Source organism: Marinactinospora thermotolerans DSM 45154, assembly GCF_900167435.1.
Taxonomy (GTDB): Bacteria; Actinomycetota; Actinomycetes; order Streptosporangiales; family Streptosporangiaceae; genus Marinactinospora; species Marinactinospora thermotolerans.
On the sequence record NZ_FUWS01000009.1, the window covers coordinates 54,530 to 71,565 of the forward strand.

Genomic DNA, 17,036 nt, shown 5'->3' on the forward strand with positions numbered 1-17,036 from the left:
AGGCGGGGATCAGGCCCGTCGCGCCGCCTCGGCCGCCGCCGACACCAGGGAGCGGCAGGCGGTGTCGGTCGGCTCGGGCAGGTCCGCCACCGGGAACCAGCCGAGGTCGTCGGACTCGTCCACGAGCCGGGACAGCGTGGCACCGGCGGGCGCGACCACCGCGTACTGCACGTCGAGGTGGACCGAACCACCGCCGCAGGGGACGGCGTGGCGGTCCAGGCGGATCGGGCCCGGCAACAGACGCAACCCCGGGATCCCGGACTCCTCGGTCGCCTCGCGCAGCGCGACGTCGGCCAGGGTGGCGTCGTCGGCCTCGCAGTGACCACCGAGCTGGAGCCACAGCCGGATGGAACGGTGCAGCGTGAGGACGGTGGCGGTACCCGAGGGATCGACGATCGCGGCGCTGGCGGTGAGGTGGCCGGGACGGCAGGAACGCCACATCGCGTCCTCGTGCCGGTCGAGGTGGGCGAGATAGTCGCGGCGCAGTTCCTCCTGCTCGGAGCTGGGCGCCTCCCACGACTCCAGGACGGCCCGCGCGTCGGCGAGCAGACCGCTCACTCGCGTTCCCCGTCGTCGCCGTCCTTGCCGTCCTCGTCGCCGGGCCGCTCCCGAGGGCCGGCCTCGGGGTCGGTGAGCTGGGACAGGTCGAACGGGTCGGAACCGGCCCGGCCGGAGACGAACGACTCGGGGTCGTCCAGGTCCGAGCCCGAGGGCATGAGGTCGGGGTGCTCCCACACCGCGTCGCGGCCCTCGACGCCCCGGGCCTCCTCCAGCGCCCGCCACAGCGCGGCGGCCTCGCGCAGTCGGCGCGGGCGCAGCTCCAGCCCCACCAGCGTCGCGAAGGTGTGCTCCGCCGGACCGCCCGAGGCGCGCCGACGGCGGATGGCCTCGGCCAGCGCAGCGGCCTGGGGCAGCCGCGTCGAGACCGCGGAGTCGACGACGACCGACACCCACCCCTCGACCAGCGCCAGTGTCGTCTCCAACCGGGCCAGCGACGCCTTCTGCTGCGGGGTGTCCTGCGGCTGGAACAGCCCCTCGCCCTCGGTGCCCGACAGCGCCTCCTGTAGCGCGTCGGGGTTGGAGATGTCGATGCGGCCGAGCTTCTCCTCCAGGCCGCTCATGTCGAACGACATACCGCGCGCGTACTCCTCGACCAGGCCGAAGACGTGCGAGCGCAGCCACGGGACGTGGCCGAACAGCCGGTGGTGGGCGACCTCGCGAGCCGCGAGGTAGAGACGCACCTCGTCCAGGGGGACGCCCAATCCCTCGCCGAAGGCCGAGACACCGGCCGGCAGCAGCGCCGCCCGGCCCTCGCCGGCCAGCGGAAGGCCGACGTCGGTGGACCCCACGACCTCGCGCGCGAGCTCGCCGATGGCCTGGCCGGCCTGCTGGCCGACCAGCATGCCGCCCATCTGGCGCACCATGCCCAGCAGCGGGCCGGCCATGCCCTGCATCTCCTCGGGGATGTTGTGCCCCATGGACTCCACGACGCGGGCGGTCAACGGGTCGCACAGCGTGGTCCAGGTCGACATGGTGCGCTCGATCCACTCCGACCGGCTCCACGCCTGGGCCGTGGTGACGCCGGAGGGCAGCACCGTGGACTCGTTCACCCACAGGTCGGCGAGCCGCAACGCCTCCTGGACGTGGGCGTACTCGGCGGCGCCGACGCTGGAGTCGCCGCGCTCGGAGACGACGTGCCGGGCGATGTTCTTGGCCATGTCCCAGTTGATGCCCGACGCCGAGGCGCCGGAGGAGGACTGGGCCGCCATCATGTCGGCGAACTGGCGCAGCATCTGGGCCATCTGCTGCGGGTCGCCCATGGGGAAGCCGGGCGGCATGTTGGGGAAGTCCCCGCCTGGGCCGCCGCTGCCGGACCCGCCGGATCCGCGTCCGGACTCGTCGTCGGGGTCGTTCGGCATGCTGAAACCGAAAGGATGGTCACTCACGATTAGACCTCAGGCAGGATAGGAACGTCTCCACTGTCACGTTAGCTGGGAGCCGCCCGGAGTGAGTACTCGATCTGGCCAGGTTCGCCCACAGCACAGCCGCGACACCGAAGGGCCGGTCGTCGCGGTCACGGGAGCGGCCAACGGCGTCGGGCGGATACTCGTGGAACGACTGTTGACCTCCAGAGGTTCCGGGGAGATCTCCGAGGTGGTCGCCATCGACGGGCGGTGGGGAGACACCGAAGGGGTCACCTGGCGCGTCGCCGACGTCTGCGACCCCCGGTTGGCCGCCCGGCTCCACGGCGTGGACGTCCTCGTGCACACCGCCGACGACCGTTCCCCCGAGACCCCCCAACGCGAGCGGCACGCCCACAACATCCGCGCCGCCCAGACCGTCCTCACCGCCGCGGCGGCCGAGCGCGTCTCCCGCGTGGTGCTGCTCACCGGGACGATGGTCTACGGCGCCGACCCGGCCAACCCGGTGCCCATGGACGAGGACGCGCCGCTCAGCCCGGCGAGCGGGCCCGGCCTGGCGGGTGACTTCACCGAGATCGAGGAGCTGGCCCGGCTGGCCCGGCGCGCCCATCCCGGCCTGTCCGTCACCGTCGTCCGCCCGGCCCCCCTCGTCGGCCCGGGGCTCGACACGTTGGTGACCCGCCACTTCGCGGCGCCCCGTCTCCTCGGGGTCAAGGGGTGCGAACAGGCCTGGCAGTTCTGCCATGTCGACGACCTCGCCGACGCGCTCGACTTCGTCGTGCGCAACGAGGTCACCGGGCCCGACGGGGCTCTCGCGGTGGGATGCGAGGGGGCGCTGTCCCACGACGTCGCCCAGGAGGTCGCCGGACTGCGCGGTTTCGAACTGCCCGCGCACCTGGCCTTCGGCACCGCGCGCCGGCTGCACCAGGTCGGGCTGACCCCCGAGGGGGTCGACGACCTGCGTTTCCTGGTCTACCCGTGCGTGGTCGACTGCGCCACGCTGCGCCGGGCGGGGTGGCGGCCGGCCTACGACAACGAGACCGCCCTGCGCGTCCTGTTGGAGGCGCGGGCCGGACACGCCCTGGTGGGACGCAACCTCGGCCGCAAGGAGGCCACGATCACGGCGGCCGGCGCGGCCGGCGCCGCGGTCGCGGCCATCGGCACCGCGGCCGCCGTACGCCATCTGCGCAAGCGCCGCCGGGGGTGAGGCCGGCCGGTGGCGCACCTGCCGGGCGGCGGTTCGGGAGAGGCGTCCCAGGGGCCGGTCGCGCGCCGCGCCCCGGACGTCGCTTCGTCCGTCCGTGATGCCCAGTTGATACCGTCGTGACCGTGGAACAGATCACGCTGTTGGGGCTGCGCGACACCCCCCTCTCCATCGACGAGGTCGTCTCCGCGGTCCAGGACGACCATGCCGGCGGGACCGCCTTCTTCGTCGGCACGGTCCGCGACCACGACCACGGACGCCAGGTGACCGATCTCTCCTACTCCGCCCACCCGACCGCCGAGGCGCAGATGCGCCGGGTGATGGAGAAGGTCGTGGCCGACACCTCGCGGGACGGACGTCCGGTGTGGCGGGTGGCGGCGCTGCACCGTGTCGGCGACCTGCGTGTCGGCGACATCGCGGTCGTCGTGGCCGCGGCGGCGGCCCACCGCGAGGAGGCGTTCGCGGCCTGCCGCCGGCTCATCGACGACATCAAGGCCGAGGTCCCCATCTGGAAGCACCAGACGTTCACCGACGGCGACGCCGAGTGGGTCGGCGCCTGCTGACCCAGCGGGACGGGAGCGGCGGAACGGGGCCACGGCGCGCCACGTAGGCTTGCCACCATGTTGCGTCGTGCCCGGACCCTCATCGTCGCGCTCCTGCTGTTGGTGGCACTCGCGGTCGGCGCGAGCCTCCTGCCGGTGCCCTACCTCGTCGCCTCCCCGGGGGTCGCCCTGAACACCCTCGGCGAGCACGAGGGCGAGGAGGTCATCCGGATCGAGGGGCGCCGAAGCTACGACCACGAGGGCGGCCTGGCCATGGTGACCGTGCAGTACGCGGGCGGGCCGGGCGCGCGCATGGACCTGTTCACCGCGCTGGGGGCGTGGCTGTCCCCGACCAACGCGGTGCTGCCGGAGGAGGCGGTCTTCCCGCCGGACCGCAGCCTCGACGAGATCACCGAGAGCCAGTCGATGCAGATGGACGACTCCCAGCAGGCCGCCGTGGCCGCCGCGCTCACCGAGCTGGGGATCGACTACGACACCAGCGCGATCGTCGCGGGGGTCAACGAGGGGGGACCGGCCGAAGGCCGGGTCGAGGTCGGTGACGTCATCGCGAAGGTGGACGGCGAACCCGTCTCCGACAAGGAGGAGGCCGTCGAGCTCGTCCGCGATCGCGAGGTGGGCGACGAGGTCGCGCTCACCGTCGAGCGGGACGGCCGTACCCGCGAGGTGACGGTGACCTCGACGGAGTCGGAGGAGGGCGAACCGCTCATCGGCGTCATGGTCGGCAACGACATGGACTTCCCCGTCGAGGTCGACATCAGCGTCGGCGACATCGGCGGGCCCAGCGCCGGCATGATGTTCGCGCTGGGCATCATGGACCGGCTCAGCCCCGAGGGGCTGACCGGCGGGCACGTCATCGCGGGCAGCGGCACGATCACCCCCGAGGGCGAGGTCGGCGGTGTGAGCGGCGTGCAGCAGAAGATGGTGAGCGCCCAGCGACAGGGCGCCGAGTACTTCTTCGTCGCGGCCGAGAGCTGCTCCCAGACGTTGGACTCCGCGGCGACCGGCGAGATCGAGGTCGTGCGGATCGAGCGGCTCTCCGAGGCGGTCGACGCGCTCGAGGCCATCCGCACCGGCGAAGGGCTCCAGGACCTGCCCCGCTGCGAGTGACCCCGGACGGCCCCGCCTCCCTGGGAAGCGGGAGGCGGGGACGGGGCCGGTCTCATTCCTCCAGGGTGAGGGCGAGCGCCGAGGTCAGCGCCGGGACCAGGTCCTGGCCGTTGAGAACCTGGTCGGGACTGTCGTGGCTGCGCATGCGCAGCGCCGAGTGGCGGCTGCCGTCACGCAGCACGCCGGCGACCATGCGGATCTCCTCGCTGCCCGGCTGTTCGGCGGCCCAGGCCGCGGCATCGGCGCCACGGGGCGGATCGAGGGTCTCGTCCGAGCCCTTCACGACCAGGCGCTCCATGACCAGCGCGCAGCCGGCGACGGCCTCGGGCCAGGCCATGCGGCCCAGGGCCTCCTCGATGGGCACCCCCTCGGGGAGGGGCTCCTGCTCGATGGGGGTCAGGTCGGCGGCGTCCACGGGCTCACTGACGCCCAAGAGGCCGGCCAGGTGCGGCTCCTGGGCGATCAGGTCGGCGGTGGGCACCAGCGCGTAGACACGTACCGGCTGGTCCCACCCCTGGTCCGCGGCGTGCCGCTCCAGGTCCAAGACGACTTCGCGAATGTTGAAAGACACCCCTCTATGGTGGCCGATCGTCCGCGCGGTTTCGCTGGCCCCGGCGAGTAAGGTCAAAGTGGCGGCAGCGGCGATCGGATCGATGCGGGTTCGAGACCTCGTAACGGGGGGTTCACGGGAACCCCGAGCGGTCGTGGCGAGTTGCCAAGGCGGGGACATCCCCGTGTTCCGACACCCGACCCGACAACAGCCATGAACGAGGGGGAGGCGTGAGCTTCCGACCGCCCGGCGCACCGAATGCGCGCATGCCCCGTCGATCTCGACTTCTCGCGCCCGTCGCGGCAGCCGTGGTCGTCATCGTCGCGGGCATCATGCTGGCCGCGAACTTCTGGACCGACTACAAGTGGTTCGACTCGGTCGGCTACACCTCGGTCTTCTTGACCGAACTCCGTACCAGGGCGCTGTTGTTCCTCGGTGGGGCCCTGGTGATGGCCCTGATCGTCGGGTCCAGCATCTACTTCGCCTACCGAACCCGTCCCGCCTACCGTCCGTTCAGCCTCGAACAGCAGGGCCTGGACCGTTACCGGGCCTCGGTCGACCCCCACCGCAAGATGTTCTTCTGGGCGATCGTCGGCGGTCTGGGCCTGCTCACGGGGGCCTCGGCGAGCGCGGAGTGGCAGACCTACCTGGAGTTCGCCAACGCCGCCGAGTTCGGGGTCAGCGACCCGCAGTTCGGCATCGACGTCTCGTTCTTCACGTTCGTCTACCCGTTCCTGCGGGTGATCCTGGGCTACCTGTTCGCCGCGGTCGTCATCGCCTTCATCGCGGCGGTGGTCGTCCACTACCTGTACGGCGGGGTCCGCCTGCAGTCGCAGGGACAGCGCGCCACCCCGGCCGCGCGGGTCCACCTGTCGGTGCTGCTCGGCTTCTTCGTGCTGCTCAAGGCCGCCGCCTACTGGCTGGACCAGTACGGCCTGGTGTTCTCCGAGCGCGGTTACACCAGCGGCGCGTCCTACACCGACGTCAACGCGGTGCTCTACGCCAAGATCATCCTGTTCATCATCGCGCTGGTGTGCGCCGCCCTGTTCTTCGCCAACATCTACTTCAAGAACGCCATGGTGCCGATGGTCAGCCTCGGCCTGCTGGTGCTCTCGGCGGTCCTGGTCGGCGGCGTCTACCCCACCATCGTCCAGCAGTTCACCGTCGACCCCAACGAGCAGCGTCTGGAGCGGCCCTACATCCAGCGCAACATCGACGCCACCCGGGCCGCCTACGGTCTCGGTGACGCCGAGGTCCAGACCTACGACGCGCAGACCGAACTGACCCCGGCGCAGCTCGCCGAGGAGGCCTCGACCATCCCCAGCGTCCGCCTGGTCGACCCCTCGGTGGTCTCCCAGACCTTCCAGCAGATGCAGCAGGTGCGCGGGTTCTACCAGTTCTCCGAGGTGCTGGACGTCGACCGCTACCAGACCCCCGAGGGCGACACCGTCGACACGGTCATCGCCGCCCGCGAGCTGAGCGGCCCGCCCGAGGACCAGGACAACTGGCTGACCCGCCACCTCGTCTACACCCACGGCTTCGGCATCGTCGCGGCGGCCGGCAACCAGGTCGACGCCGAGGGTCGCCCGGTGTTCACCGAGTACAACATCCCGCCGAAGGGCGAGCTGTCGGAGACGGCCGGCGCCTATGAGCCGCGCATCTACTTCGGCAGCGAGGGCGCCGAGTACGTCATCGTCAACGCCGAGCCCGAGTACGACTACCCGCTCGACGCGACGACCGAGGAGGTCCCCACCACCGAGGACGCGGTGACCCCCACGGCCGAGCCCTCGCCCGAGGCCGACAACGCCCAGGCGCCGGCCAGCACCGAGGAGTCCCCCGCGGCCGAGGAGAGCCCGGCTGCGCAGGAGAGTCCCGAGGCGCAGGAGAGCCCGGCGCCCGAGGAGTCCCCCGCGGCCGGCGAGGCCAACGACTCCGGCCAGGCCACCAACCACTACGACGGCGAGGGGGGTGTCCAGCTCAGCAACTTCTTCGACCGCATCCTGTACGCGGTGAAGTACCAGGAGCCGGCCATCCTGCTCAACAACGCCATCAACAGCGACTCGCAGATCATCTACGAGCGCGACCCGGCCCAGCGGGTGGAGAAGGTCGCCCCCTTCCTCACGGTCGACGGCAACCCCTACCCCGCGGTGGTCGACGGCAAGATCGTCTGGGTCATCGACGCCTACACCACCTCGCGCGGCTACCCCTACGCCACGCCGATCGACCTGGCCGACGCCACCGAGGACACCTTCACCCAGAGCACCACCTCGGTCGACACCCTGCCGGGCAACCAGGTCAACTACATCCGCAACTCGGTGAAGGCCACCGTCGACGCCTACGACGGCACGGTCACGGTCTACGGCTGGGACGAGAGCGACCCGGTGCTGAAGACCTGGTCGCAGGCGTTCCCCGACCTGGTCACCGAGCGCGATGAGATCAGCGACGAGCTCATCTCGCACATGCGCTACCCCGACGACCTCTACAAGGTGCAGCGCGAGATCCTCAAGCGCTACCACGTCACCGACGCCAACGCGTTCTACGGCGGTCAGGACTTCTGGAACGTCCCCGACGACCCCACCAAGGAGGGCGACAGCCCCGAGCCGCCCTACCGTCAGACGCTGCGCTTCCCCGGTGACGAGCAGGCGAGCTTCTCGCTGACCTCCACCTTCGTGCCGCGGGGACGTGAGAACCTGGCCGCCTTCATGGCGGTGGACAGCGATCCCACGTCGGACAACTACGGCAAGGTGCGCATCCTGGAGCTGCCGCGCAGCACCGTGATCCTCGGTCCGGGACAGGTGCAGGCCCAATACGAGGCCGACGCCGACGTCCGTAGCGTGCTGCTGCCCCTGGAACAGAGCGACTCCTCGCGGGTCATCTACGGCAACCTGCTCACGCTGCCCTTCGCCGGCGGTCTGCTCTACGTCGAGCCGCTGTACGTCCAGTCGGAGAGCAGCGCGTCCTCCTACCCGCTGCTCCAGCAGGTCCTCGTGGGCTTCGGCGAGGAGGTCGCGATCGGCCGCAACCTCCAAGACGCCCTGAACAACCTGTTCGAGGGCGGGGAGCAGCCGCTGCCCGAGGAGGGGACCGAGGAGCAGCCCGAGTCCGGTGGCGAGGGCGGCGACCCGCCCGCCGGCGATCTCGCCGCCGCGCTCCAGGACGCCACGCAGGCCTACGAGGACGGGCAGGAGGCCCTTCGCGACGGTGACTTCGCGGCCTACGGCGAGGCCAACGAGCGCCTGGAGGAGGCGCTGCGTCGCGCCGAGGAGGCCGGCGGGTCCTGACCCGGGTCCGGTCTCCCGGTGGGGTCGTCGTCCGCGCGCCGCGCGGGTGGCGGCCCCACCGCCGTTGTGGCCGGGGCAAACGATTTGGCCTGTTCCGCCGACTGCGCTACTGTGGTGGAACACCGACGCGGGGTGGAGCAGTTCGGTAGCTCGCTGGGCTCATAACCCAGAGGTCGCAGGTTCAAATCCTGTCCCCGCTACCACGTGGTACGGCCCGGATCTCATCGAGATCCGGGCCGTCGCAGTTCCGGGACCCTCCCGGCACCACCGGACCGCCCGGTCGAGGCGATCGCGCGGTCCATCCCGTGGCGAGGGGCGGCGCTGCCCACCGCGCGGCCGTCCGGCGGTCTCCGCGGGTTCGGTCGGCGCTCGCCCGCCCGTCAATCCGAGTTGGTACTGGGCCGTCTTCGCGATAGTGTGGGGACACATCGACGCGGGGTGGAGCAGTTCGGTAGCTCGCTGGGCTCATAACCCAGAGGTCGCAGGTTCAAATCCTGTCCCCGCTACCACGTGGCGCGGCCCGGATCTCATCGAGATCCGGGCCGTCGCAGTTCCGGGGCCGGCTACACCAGCAGCCAGAGCAGGCCCGCCATCGCGAAGCCCACCACCGACAGGATGGTCTCCAAGACGGTCCAGGTCTTCAGGGTGTCCTTGACACTCATGTTGAAGTACTTGGCGATGATCCAGAAGCCGCCGTCGTTGACGTGGCTGGCGATGATCGAGCCGGCCGCGATCGCGACCGCGAGCAGGGCCAGCTGGACCTGGCTGTAGTCGCCGCCCGCGACCAGCGGGCTGACGATACCGCCGGTCGTCACGATCGCCACGGTCGCCGACCCCTGGGCGATCCGCAGACCACAGCTGATGACGTAGGCCAGCACGATCAGCGGCAGGCCGGCCCCCGACAGCGTCTCGGCCAGGGCGCTTCCCACCCCCGTCGCCGAGATGACCTTGCCGAAGAACGCGCCGGCGCCCACCACGAGCAGGATCATGCCGACCGGCCGCAGCGACGCGCCGGTCAGCTCGCTGAACTCGGCGACGGTCATGCCTCGGCGGACCCCCAGCAGGTAGAACGCCAACAGCACCGCGATGGTCAGCGCCACCGCCGGGTTGCCGAGGAAGGTCAGGATCTGGAGGGCGGTGCCGCCCTCGGGCAGCATGATCGTCCCGAAGGTCGCGCCCAGGATGAGCAGCAGCGGGATCGCGATCACCAGGGCCACGGTCGCCAGGGACACCGGGGAACGCGGACCGTCCTCGGCCGCGTCGCCGTCGGAGCCGGCCGCGAGGAAGTCGTCGGGGATGCTCACCGGCACGCGCGGCGCGATCCACAACGGCCAGGCGATGCCCGCCGCGACGAAGGCCGGGATGCCGCAGACGAAGCCCATGACGATGAGCCAGCCCAGTCCCACGCCGAGCAGGCCGGCGGCGGCGGTGGGGCCCGGGTGCGGCGGCAGGAAGGCGTGTGTCATGGACAGCCCCGCCAACAGGGGCAGCGCGTACAGCACCAGCGACCGTCCGCCCCGTTTCGCGGCCACGTAGACCAGGGGCGCGAGCACGAAGATGCCGATGTCGAAGAAGACGGGGATGCCGAAGATCAGGCCGGCCAGGCCCATGGCGACCGGTGCGCCCTTGGGGCCGAACAGCTTCAGCAACCGGCGGGTGAGCACGTCGGCGCCCCCGGAGCGTTCCAGGATGGCGCCCAGGACCGTGCCCAGGCCGATGATCGGCGCGATGTGTCCCAGGATCCCGCCGAAGCCGGTCTCAAGGAGCGATTCGCTGCTGCTCAGCGCGGTGCCGACGATCTCGTTCACTCCGAGACCGGCCGCCAGGGCGAGGAACAGGCCGCTGATCAGCAGGGAGACGAACGGCTCCAGCTTGATCTTGATGATGAGGAACAACAGGACCGCGATGGCGGCGGCGCACAGGAGCAGCAGCCCCGGCGTCGTGCCGTGCAGCCAGCTGAGGAGAGCGGTCATGGGTCGGGTGTCTCCGATGGGGAGGTGGTGAGGAGCGCCCCGCCCGCGGCGCGGGCGGGGCGGGGAGCCGGGGCCGCCGGGAAGGCGGGCCCCGGGAGAGGCCCGGAGCGGGCCGCCGGCGCGCGTGGGAGGCGCCGCCGGTGGTAGGTGGTGGCAGACCCGGGAACGGGCTCAGAGGGCGCGGGTGCCCTCCGCGGTCCGGCGCAGCGCCCGGCCGGGCAGCGCCTCGGTGCGCTCCCCCTCCTCGACGACGGCGACGCCGTTGACGAAGACGTAGGGGATGCCGGTGGCGGGCCGGCGCGGTGCATCGAAGGTCGCCTCGTCGCGAACGGTGTCGGGGTCGAACAGGACGAGGTCGGCGTGGTTGCCGACGCGGACGACGCCGCGGTCGCGCAGCCCCAACCGGGCGGCGGCGCGACCGGTCAGGTGGTGGACGCACTCCTCCAGGCCGAGGATCCCCAGCTCGCGCACGTAACGCGCCAGGTAGCGGGGGAAGGTCCCCCAGGCGCGCGGGTGGGGCAGGTCGCCGACGAGGATCCCGTCGGAGCCGCCCGTGTGCGCACGGTGGCGCATGATGGTCTGCACGTTCTCCTCGTGGCCGACGTGCTGGAGGATCGTCGTCGCCAGGTTGTCGGCGATGAGGTGGTCGAAGTAGAACTCGGTGGGGTCGCTGCCGCTCTCGCGGGCCAGCTCGGCGATGGTCCGCCCGACCCGGTCGCCCAGCTCCGGGTTGCGCACACCGCTGATCTGGATCGTGTTCCAGTCCACGACGACCCCGTGGCAGCCGTCGGTCCCCTCGTGCTCCATCTCGTGGCGGATGCGGGCGCGGTCCTGTGGTGTGGCCAGCCGGCGCAGCAGTTCGCCCGGCCCGCCGGAGAAGGCCCAGCTCGGCAGGATCGCGGCGAGCGTCGTCGAACCGGGGAGGTAGGGGTAGGTGTCCAGGGAGATGTCCACACCCTCGTCCAGTGCCGCGTCCAGCAGCTCCAGCAGCTCCCCCGCGCGGCCGCGGTTGGGTTCGAAGTTCATCGTGGCGTGGGCGAGGTGCAACGAGCAGCCGGAACGTCGCGCCACGTCGATCATCTCGGCGTAGGCGTCGAGCGCGCCGGCGCCGTAGGAGCGGTGGTGCGGCGCGTAGAAACCGCCCCATTCGGCGACGGCGCGGCACAGTTCGGTCAGCTCGCCGTCGTCGGCGTACATGCCCGGCGTGTAGGTGAGCCCGCTCGACATGCCGACCGCGCCCTCGCGCATGCCGGTGGCGACGATCTCGCGCATCCGGGCCACCTCCTCGGCGGTCGCCGGACGCGCGTCCGGGCCGACCACCAGCATGCGCACGGTCCCCTGGGGGACGAGGTAGCAGGCGTTGCAGGCGATGCCCTGGTCGAGCCGGTCGAGGTAGCCGGCGACCGTGCGCCAGGAGAAGTCGAAGTCGTCGGGTTCGCCGTTCCAGCCGGCGATCTGCTGCCGGATGGCCGGCAAGGCGGTGTCGTCGATCGGGGCGAAGGACAGTCCGTCCTGGCCCAGGACCTCACAGGTCACGCCCTGGGTGACCTTCGCGGTGTGGTCGGGGTTGGCCAGGATCTGGAGGTCGGAGTGGGCGTGCATGTCGATGAACCCGGGGCTCAGGGCCAGCCCGTCGGCGTCGATCACCCGCCGCGCCGGTCCACGATGGCCGGGGGAGACGGGGTGGATGCCGGTGATCCGGCCGTTGTCGATCTCGACGTCGGCGGGGTAGCCGGGGGCCCCGGTCCCGTCGATGACCGTCGCGTTGGTGATGAGGATGTCCATGGCCGCCTCCAGAGGGCGAGGGCGTCGGGTGACCGTCCCCGGCCCAAGAGGAGTGGGGCCGGGGACGGCGGCTAGAAGAAGGTGCGCACGAGCCCCACGACGAGCGGGTCCGCGGAGTCGGCGTCGTCGACGACGGGGATGAGCCCCCACTTGTCGAAGGCGGTGCAGGGGTGGGACAGGCCCAGGCGAAGCTCGTCACCGATCCGGACGGGCGGAGCGGAGCGGTCGGACCAGCGCAGGAAACCGTGCTGGTCGTTGACCGCGGTGACGGACAGGCCCTCGGGGGCGGGGAGGAGACCCCCGTCCCGGTGGATGTAGTGCACCTCGGGGAGCCCCTCGTCGAAGGGCACGTCCCGCTTCCCGGCGTCGAACAGGGCGAGGCCCGGCTCGGGGAGGGAGGAGACGCGGGCCCAGCCGTGCATCGCGGAGCGCAGGGTGGCGTCGCCCGTCCGCCGGAACGGGGTCATCGTCCGGTAGAAGCCGTCGTCGTGGGCGATGTAGGCGCCCGAGCGCAGGACCACCCGCGCGGGTTCGCCGGTCCGGCCCTGCGGGTCGTGGAGCGGGGCCAGGACCTCGGTGACGAGGTCGAAGTAGGAGCTGCCGCCCGCGGTGAGCACGGGAACGGCGTCCTCGGGGTAGTGTCCGGCGGCGCGGATGCGGTGGTGGGCGGTCGCGAGCGTGCCGAGGTAGTCGCGCACGCGCTCCAGGTCCTCGGGGGCCGTGCCGTGGGCGAGCGCGCCCTCGTAGCCGCTGACCCCGGCGAGGGAGAGCACGGGGGAGGCGGCGATGGCCGCGGCGATGTCCAGCGCCTCCTCCAGGGTACGGGCCCCGGTACGGCCTCCGGTTCCGCCGACCTCGACGAGGACCGGCAGCGGCCGTGGAACCTGCTCCATGGCCAGCGCGGCACTCATCAGCTCGACGATGCGGACGGAATCGGCCCAGGTGAGGACGGTGAAATCGGGGTCGGCGGCGAGTTCGGCGGCGAGCCAGCGCAGCGTCAGCGGGGACAGCACCGCGTTGGCGACCTGCACGCGGGACACCCCGAAGGAGCGGGCGACGAACAGCTGCGCCCCGTTGGCGACGGTGATCGCCCAGGCCCCGGCCGCGAGCTGGCGTTGCCACAGTTCGGGGGCCATCGTGGTCTTGCCGTGGGGGGCGAGGTCCACGCCGCGCTCGTGACACCAGGAGGCCATGGTGGCGATGTTGTGCTCCAGCGCCGCCTCCGACAGGGTGAGCAGCGGTGTCGGCAGGTGCGACCGGCGCGGTCGGGTGGCCAGGTACTCCTGGACGGTCAGCCCCCAGGCGGCGGGCGGCAGGCCCTTGTCGTGGGGGCCGAGGACCCGCGTGGAAAGGGCCGCGACGGTGTCGTCGCGCAGGTGGGCGGAGGGAGTGATCGGCATGCTCGGCCTTTCTCCTGGGCCGGCTCGTCAGGTTGGGCCGGACCGAGCGGCTGCGATGAGGCGGACGCACTGGAGTGCGTTGCAACATATGCAACGTGCATTGCATATGATGTTGAACTCGTTCTAGCATGGGCGAAATGCCGAGTCAACGGCGAACGGCGGACGAAAAACGGGTGACATCCGCCCCTGCCTCTCCGGGTCGGAGCCGATGTCACCGTGGAAAGGGAAGAACGCGATGAGCGGCAAGGAAGCGATCCGGACCGAGGCGGCCCCCGCGCCGGCGCACACCTTCTCCCAGGGGGTTCGCAAGGGCCCGATCCTCCAGGTCTCCGGCCAGGGGCCGGTCGACCCGGTCACCAACGCCTACGTCCACCCCGGTGACGTCAAGGCCCAGACGCTGCGCACCCTGGAGAACATCGCCGCGATCCTGGAGGCCGGCGGGGCCTCGCTGAACGACGTCGTCATGTTCCGCGTCTACCTGACCGAGCGGGCCCACTTCGGCGAGATGAACGAGGCCTACGGGGAGTTCGTCTCCTCGCGCGTCACCGACGGGGTGCTGCCCTCGCGCACGACCGTCTTCACCGGGCTGCCCCGCGAGGAGATGCTCGTCGAGATCGACGCGCTGGCCGTCGTCGACTAGCGGCCGGCCGCGGGGCCGGACGCCTCCGTCCGGCCCCGCGCCCTATCGTCGATTTGGTCGGGGGACGATGACGCGCTACTGTGGTGGAACACCGACGCGGGGTGGAGCAGTTCGGTAGCTCGCTGGGCTCATAACCCAGAGGTCGCAGGTTCAAATCCTGTCCCCGCTACCACGAACGAGGGCCCGGGACTCATCGAGTCCCGGGCCCTCGTCTCTGTCCGCGCCCCCCCCGATGAGCGCGACGCCCCTGGGTGGGGCGCCGCTTGAGCGACGGGGCCGCCTCAGGCCACCTGGAAGCCGTCGCAGGAGACGAAGGCCTCCTCCTCGGCCGTCCACACCACGGTGTACACGCCGGAGGCGGGGGTCTCAGGGGCGGATTCGAAGTCCGCGGGGAAGGCCACCTCGGCCCAGTCGGTCCCGGTGGTCTGGGTCTGGGCGCGGTAGGTGTCTCCCGAAGGGGCCACCACCAGGGCGGTCAACAGACGCTCACCGGTCCCCTCGGCGTCACGCAGCCGAAGGTTCGCGGGCGCCTCGGAGACCTCCGTGCGCGGGGCCGCGGTCTCCCACGCGCCAGGGGCGGCGCTGTTCTTACGGGGTTCGCAGCTCATCGTCTCGGCGTTGAACCGCAGCGTCTCGTCCGCGGGTTCGGGTGAGACGGAGGCGGAGGAACTGGGCGCGATCATCGCCTCCAGTTCCTCGGTCGTCGGATTGTCGGCGTTCGCGCAGCCAGTCAGCAGCAGCACGCCGGCGGCGAGCGGTAGAAGGCGCGCCAGATGTGAGGAAGAGGGGAGGGCAGGCACGAGCGGCAGATTACTACGCGCTCGCCCCTCGACCGACCCGAACCGGGACGGAGCCGCCGAAGGCACACGGGTCCGTCCCGGTTCGGGCGCCCCTCAGAGCAGGCGTACCGGTGTGGGGCCGCCGTTGAGGTGGGTGAGCGCCGCGTCGTGCAGGGCGCCGTTGCTGCACACCAGGGCGCCGCCATCGGTGAAGTCCCGGCCGCGCAGATCGGTGGCGCGCCCTCCGGCCTCCTCCAGGATCACGGGCAGCGGCGCGGCGTCCCACAGCGACAGCTCCGGTTCGGCGGAGATGTCGACCACCCCCTCGGCCACCATCACGTGCGACCAGAAGTCGCCGTAGGCGCGCGTACGCCACACCGAGCGGGTCAGGCCGAGGAAGGACTCCAGGCGCTGCTGCTCCTCCCATCCCGTCAGCGACGAGTAGGACAGGGACGCGTCCTCGATCCGCGCCACCTGCGAGACGCGGCAGCGTGTCGCCTTGGCCAGGCTGCGCCCGCTCCAGGCCCCGCCGTCCCGGGCCGCCCACCAGCGGCGGTTCAACGCCGGCGCCGACACCAGCCCGACGACCGGGCGGTCCCCTTCCAACAGCGCGATGAGGGTGGCCCACACCGGGACACCGCGCACGTAGTTCTTCGTGCCATCGATCGGGTCGATCACCCAGCAGCGGGACGCCGATCCGGTACGGCCGTACTCCTCACCGACCACCGCGTCCCTTGGCCGGGCCCGCGACAGCACGCCGCGCAGCGCCTCCTCCACCGAGCGGTCGGCCTCGGTCACCGGGGTGAGGTCGGGTTTGGTGTCCACCTTGAGGTCGAGGGAACGGAAGTGCTTCAAAGAGATGTCGTCGGCCGCGTCAGCGAGGACGTGGGCGAGACGCAGGTCATCGTCAAAGGCCGCCATGGCCGGTAACGCTACCGTTCCCCGCGGCCGCGTGTCCGCAGGTCCGCGTGGGCGGGATCGAACCGGTCGCCTCCCGTGGCCGTCCGAGGCCGTGAACCGGCCGGGGCGGCGCCACGCCGCGGGCGGTGTTCCGCTTCGCGGCCCGCGTTGAGGAGACTGGGGAGCCGTGAACGAGATCATGGAGGACCCCTCCCCCCTCACCGAGCCGCCGGCGTTCCTGTTCGACCTCGACGGGACCCTCATCGACAGCGTCTACCAGCACGTCATCGCCTGGCGCAACGCCCTGGCGGAGATGGAGATCGACCTGGCGGTGTGGCGCATCCACCGCAGGATCGGCATGAGCGGAGGACTGTTCGTCTCGGCGCTGATACGCGAGACCGGCGTCGACCTCACCGCGGAGCAGGCCGAGCGGCTCCAGAAGGCGCACGCGCGCGAATACCTGCGCCAGCACGGGTCGGTGCGTCCGCTGCCCGGCGCGGCCGACCTGCTGGCCACGCTCTCCGAACGCGGCATCAGGTGGGCGATCGCCACCAGCGGACGCCGCGCGACCGCGGGGCGCGCCCTCGGCCTGCTCGGACTGCCCGAGGACACCCCCATGGTCACCCGCGATCTCGTCCGCCACGCCAAACCGGACCCCGACCTGTTCCTCGCCGCCGCGCGCCGGCTGGGCGTGCACCCCTCGGCGACGATGGTCGTCGGCGACAGCGTGTGGGACCTGCTGGCCGCGCGGCGGGCCGGCGCGTTGGGGGTGGGCCTGATGTCGGGAGGGTACGGGCGCGAGGAGCTGGAGCGCGCCGGCGCCTACCGGGTGTACCGCGACCCCTTGGACATGCTGGAACACCTCGACGAGCTCGGCGTGCGCGGCGGCGCCGTCATCGATCCCTGACGGCGCCGCCGCCGATCCGCGCGCC

Annotated in this window: 14 protein-coding genes and 3 tRNA genes; 9 read left to right on the forward strand and 8 right to left on the reverse strand. The window is 71.7% G+C overall.

Annotated features, from left to right (window positions below; all coding sequences use genetic code 11):
- Positions 1 to 9 precede the first annotated feature (9 nt).
- On the reverse strand, positions 10 to 558 hold the full coding sequence (locus B5D66_RS16410; protein ID WP_200813678.1) for an NUDIX hydrolase: 549 nt from the start codon (positions 556 to 558) through the stop codon (positions 10 to 12).
- Positions 555 to 1,946, reverse strand: coding sequence for a zinc-dependent metalloprotease (locus tag B5D66_RS16415; RefSeq protein ID WP_078762639.1), 1,392 nt, complete (start codon positions 1,944 to 1,946; stop codon positions 555 to 557). The genes B5D66_RS16410 and B5D66_RS16415 overlap by 4 nt, the downstream gene beginning before the upstream one ends.
- A gap of 61 nt (positions 1,947 to 2,007) precedes the next feature.
- Between B5D66_RS16415 and B5D66_RS16420 the strand changes: the two genes are divergently transcribed.
- The 3 genes from B5D66_RS16420 to B5D66_RS16430 all read left to right on the forward strand — a co-directional run bounded on the left by B5D66_RS16420 (position 2,008) and on the right by B5D66_RS16430 (position 4,796).
- The gene (locus B5D66_RS16420; protein WP_078762640.1) at positions 2,008 to 3,129 is read left to right on the forward strand and encodes an NAD-dependent epimerase/dehydratase family protein; all 1,122 of its coding nucleotides are present in this window, start codon (positions 2,008 to 2,010) and stop codon (positions 3,127 to 3,129) included.
- Between the two features lie 122 nt (positions 3,130 to 3,251).
- On the forward strand, positions 3,252 to 3,689 hold the full coding sequence (locus B5D66_RS16425) for a molybdenum cofactor biosynthesis protein MoaE (protein ID WP_078762820.1): 438 nt from the start codon (positions 3,252 to 3,254) through the stop codon (positions 3,687 to 3,689).
- A gap of 57 nt (positions 3,690 to 3,746) precedes the next feature.
- The gene (locus tag B5D66_RS16430) at positions 3,747 to 4,796 is read left to right on the forward strand and encodes a YlbL family protein (RefSeq protein ID WP_078762641.1); all 1,050 of its coding nucleotides are present in this window, start codon (positions 3,747 to 3,749) and stop codon (positions 4,794 to 4,796) included.
- A gap of 52 nt (positions 4,797 to 4,848) precedes the next feature.
- Here the strand turns inward: B5D66_RS16430 and B5D66_RS16435 are convergent, their stop codons facing one another.
- Complete coding sequence (locus tag B5D66_RS16435) at positions 4,849 to 5,367, reverse strand: PPA1309 family protein (RefSeq protein ID WP_235001041.1); 519 nt, start codon at positions 5,365 to 5,367, stop codon at positions 4,849 to 4,851.
- 245 nt (positions 5,368 to 5,612) lie between these two features.
- Here B5D66_RS16435 and B5D66_RS16440 point away from each other — a divergent pair, with 245 nt between their 5' ends.
- The 3 genes from B5D66_RS16440 to B5D66_RS16450 all read left to right on the forward strand — a co-directional run bounded on the left by B5D66_RS16440 (position 5,613) and on the right by B5D66_RS16450 (position 9,136).
- Positions 5,613 to 8,627 carry a UPF0182 family protein gene (locus tag B5D66_RS16440; protein ID WP_078762643.1) on the forward strand — a complete coding sequence of 1,005 codons (3,015 nt, stop codon included), beginning with the start codon at positions 5,613 to 5,615 and terminating at the stop codon, positions 8,625 to 8,627.
- Positions 8,628 to 8,753: 126 nt separating this feature from the next.
- Positions 8,754 to 8,830: transfer RNA gene (locus tag B5D66_RS16445), tRNA-Met, on the forward strand.
- Between the two features lie 229 nt (positions 8,831 to 9,059).
- Positions 9,060 to 9,136 (forward strand) — tRNA-Met (locus B5D66_RS16450).
- 54 nt (positions 9,137 to 9,190) lie between these two features.
- Here the strand turns inward: B5D66_RS16450 and B5D66_RS16455 are convergent.
- The 3 genes from B5D66_RS16455 to B5D66_RS16465 form a co-directional block, all read right to left on the reverse strand.
- The gene (locus B5D66_RS16455) at positions 9,191 to 10,600 is read right to left on the reverse strand and encodes a GntP family permease (RefSeq protein ID WP_078762644.1); all 1,410 of its coding nucleotides are present in this window, start codon (positions 10,598 to 10,600) and stop codon (positions 9,191 to 9,193) included.
- A gap of 171 nt (positions 10,601 to 10,771) precedes the next feature.
- Positions 10,772 to 12,385, reverse strand: coding sequence for an N-acyl-D-amino-acid deacylase family protein (locus B5D66_RS16460; protein WP_078762645.1), 1,614 nt, complete (start codon positions 12,383 to 12,385; stop codon positions 10,772 to 10,774).
- Between the two features lie 71 nt (positions 12,386 to 12,456).
- A complete protein-coding gene (locus B5D66_RS16465) occupies positions 12,457 to 13,785 on the reverse strand; it encodes an alanine racemase (protein WP_078762646.1) in 1,329 nt (442 codons plus the stop codon).
- Between the two features lie 235 nt (positions 13,786 to 14,020).
- Here B5D66_RS16465 and B5D66_RS16470 point away from each other — a divergent pair, with 235 nt between their 5' ends.
- Together B5D66_RS16470 and B5D66_RS16475 are read left to right on the forward strand one after the other, a co-directional pair.
- Positions 14,021 to 14,425, forward strand: a complete 405-nt coding sequence (locus tag B5D66_RS16470) for a RidA family protein (RefSeq protein ID WP_078762647.1) — start codon at positions 14,021 to 14,023, stop codon at positions 14,423 to 14,425.
- A 95-nt stretch (positions 14,426 to 14,520) separates the two neighbouring features.
- Positions 14,521 to 14,597 (forward strand) — tRNA-Met (locus B5D66_RS16475).
- A gap of 109 nt (positions 14,598 to 14,706) precedes the next feature.
- On the opposite strand, the gene B5D66_RS16480 is transcribed toward B5D66_RS16475, so the two are convergent.
- Positions 14,707 to 15,225, reverse strand: coding sequence for a copper resistance protein CopC (locus B5D66_RS16480; RefSeq protein WP_235001042.1), 519 nt, complete (start codon positions 15,223 to 15,225; stop codon positions 14,707 to 14,709).
- A gap of 93 nt (positions 15,226 to 15,318) precedes the next feature.
- Positions 15,319 to 16,125, reverse strand: coding sequence for a histidinol-phosphatase (hisN, locus tag B5D66_RS16485; protein ID WP_078762648.1), 807 nt, complete (start codon positions 16,123 to 16,125; stop codon positions 15,319 to 15,321).
- A 178-nt stretch (positions 16,126 to 16,303) separates the two neighbouring features.
- On the opposite strand from hisN, the gene B5D66_RS16490 reads away from it, so the two are divergent.
- The gene (locus B5D66_RS16490; protein ID WP_078762822.1) at positions 16,304 to 17,011 is read left to right on the forward strand and encodes an HAD family hydrolase; all 708 of its coding nucleotides are present in this window, start codon (positions 16,304 to 16,306) and stop codon (positions 17,009 to 17,011) included.
- Positions 17,012 to 17,036 lie beyond the last annotated feature (25 nt).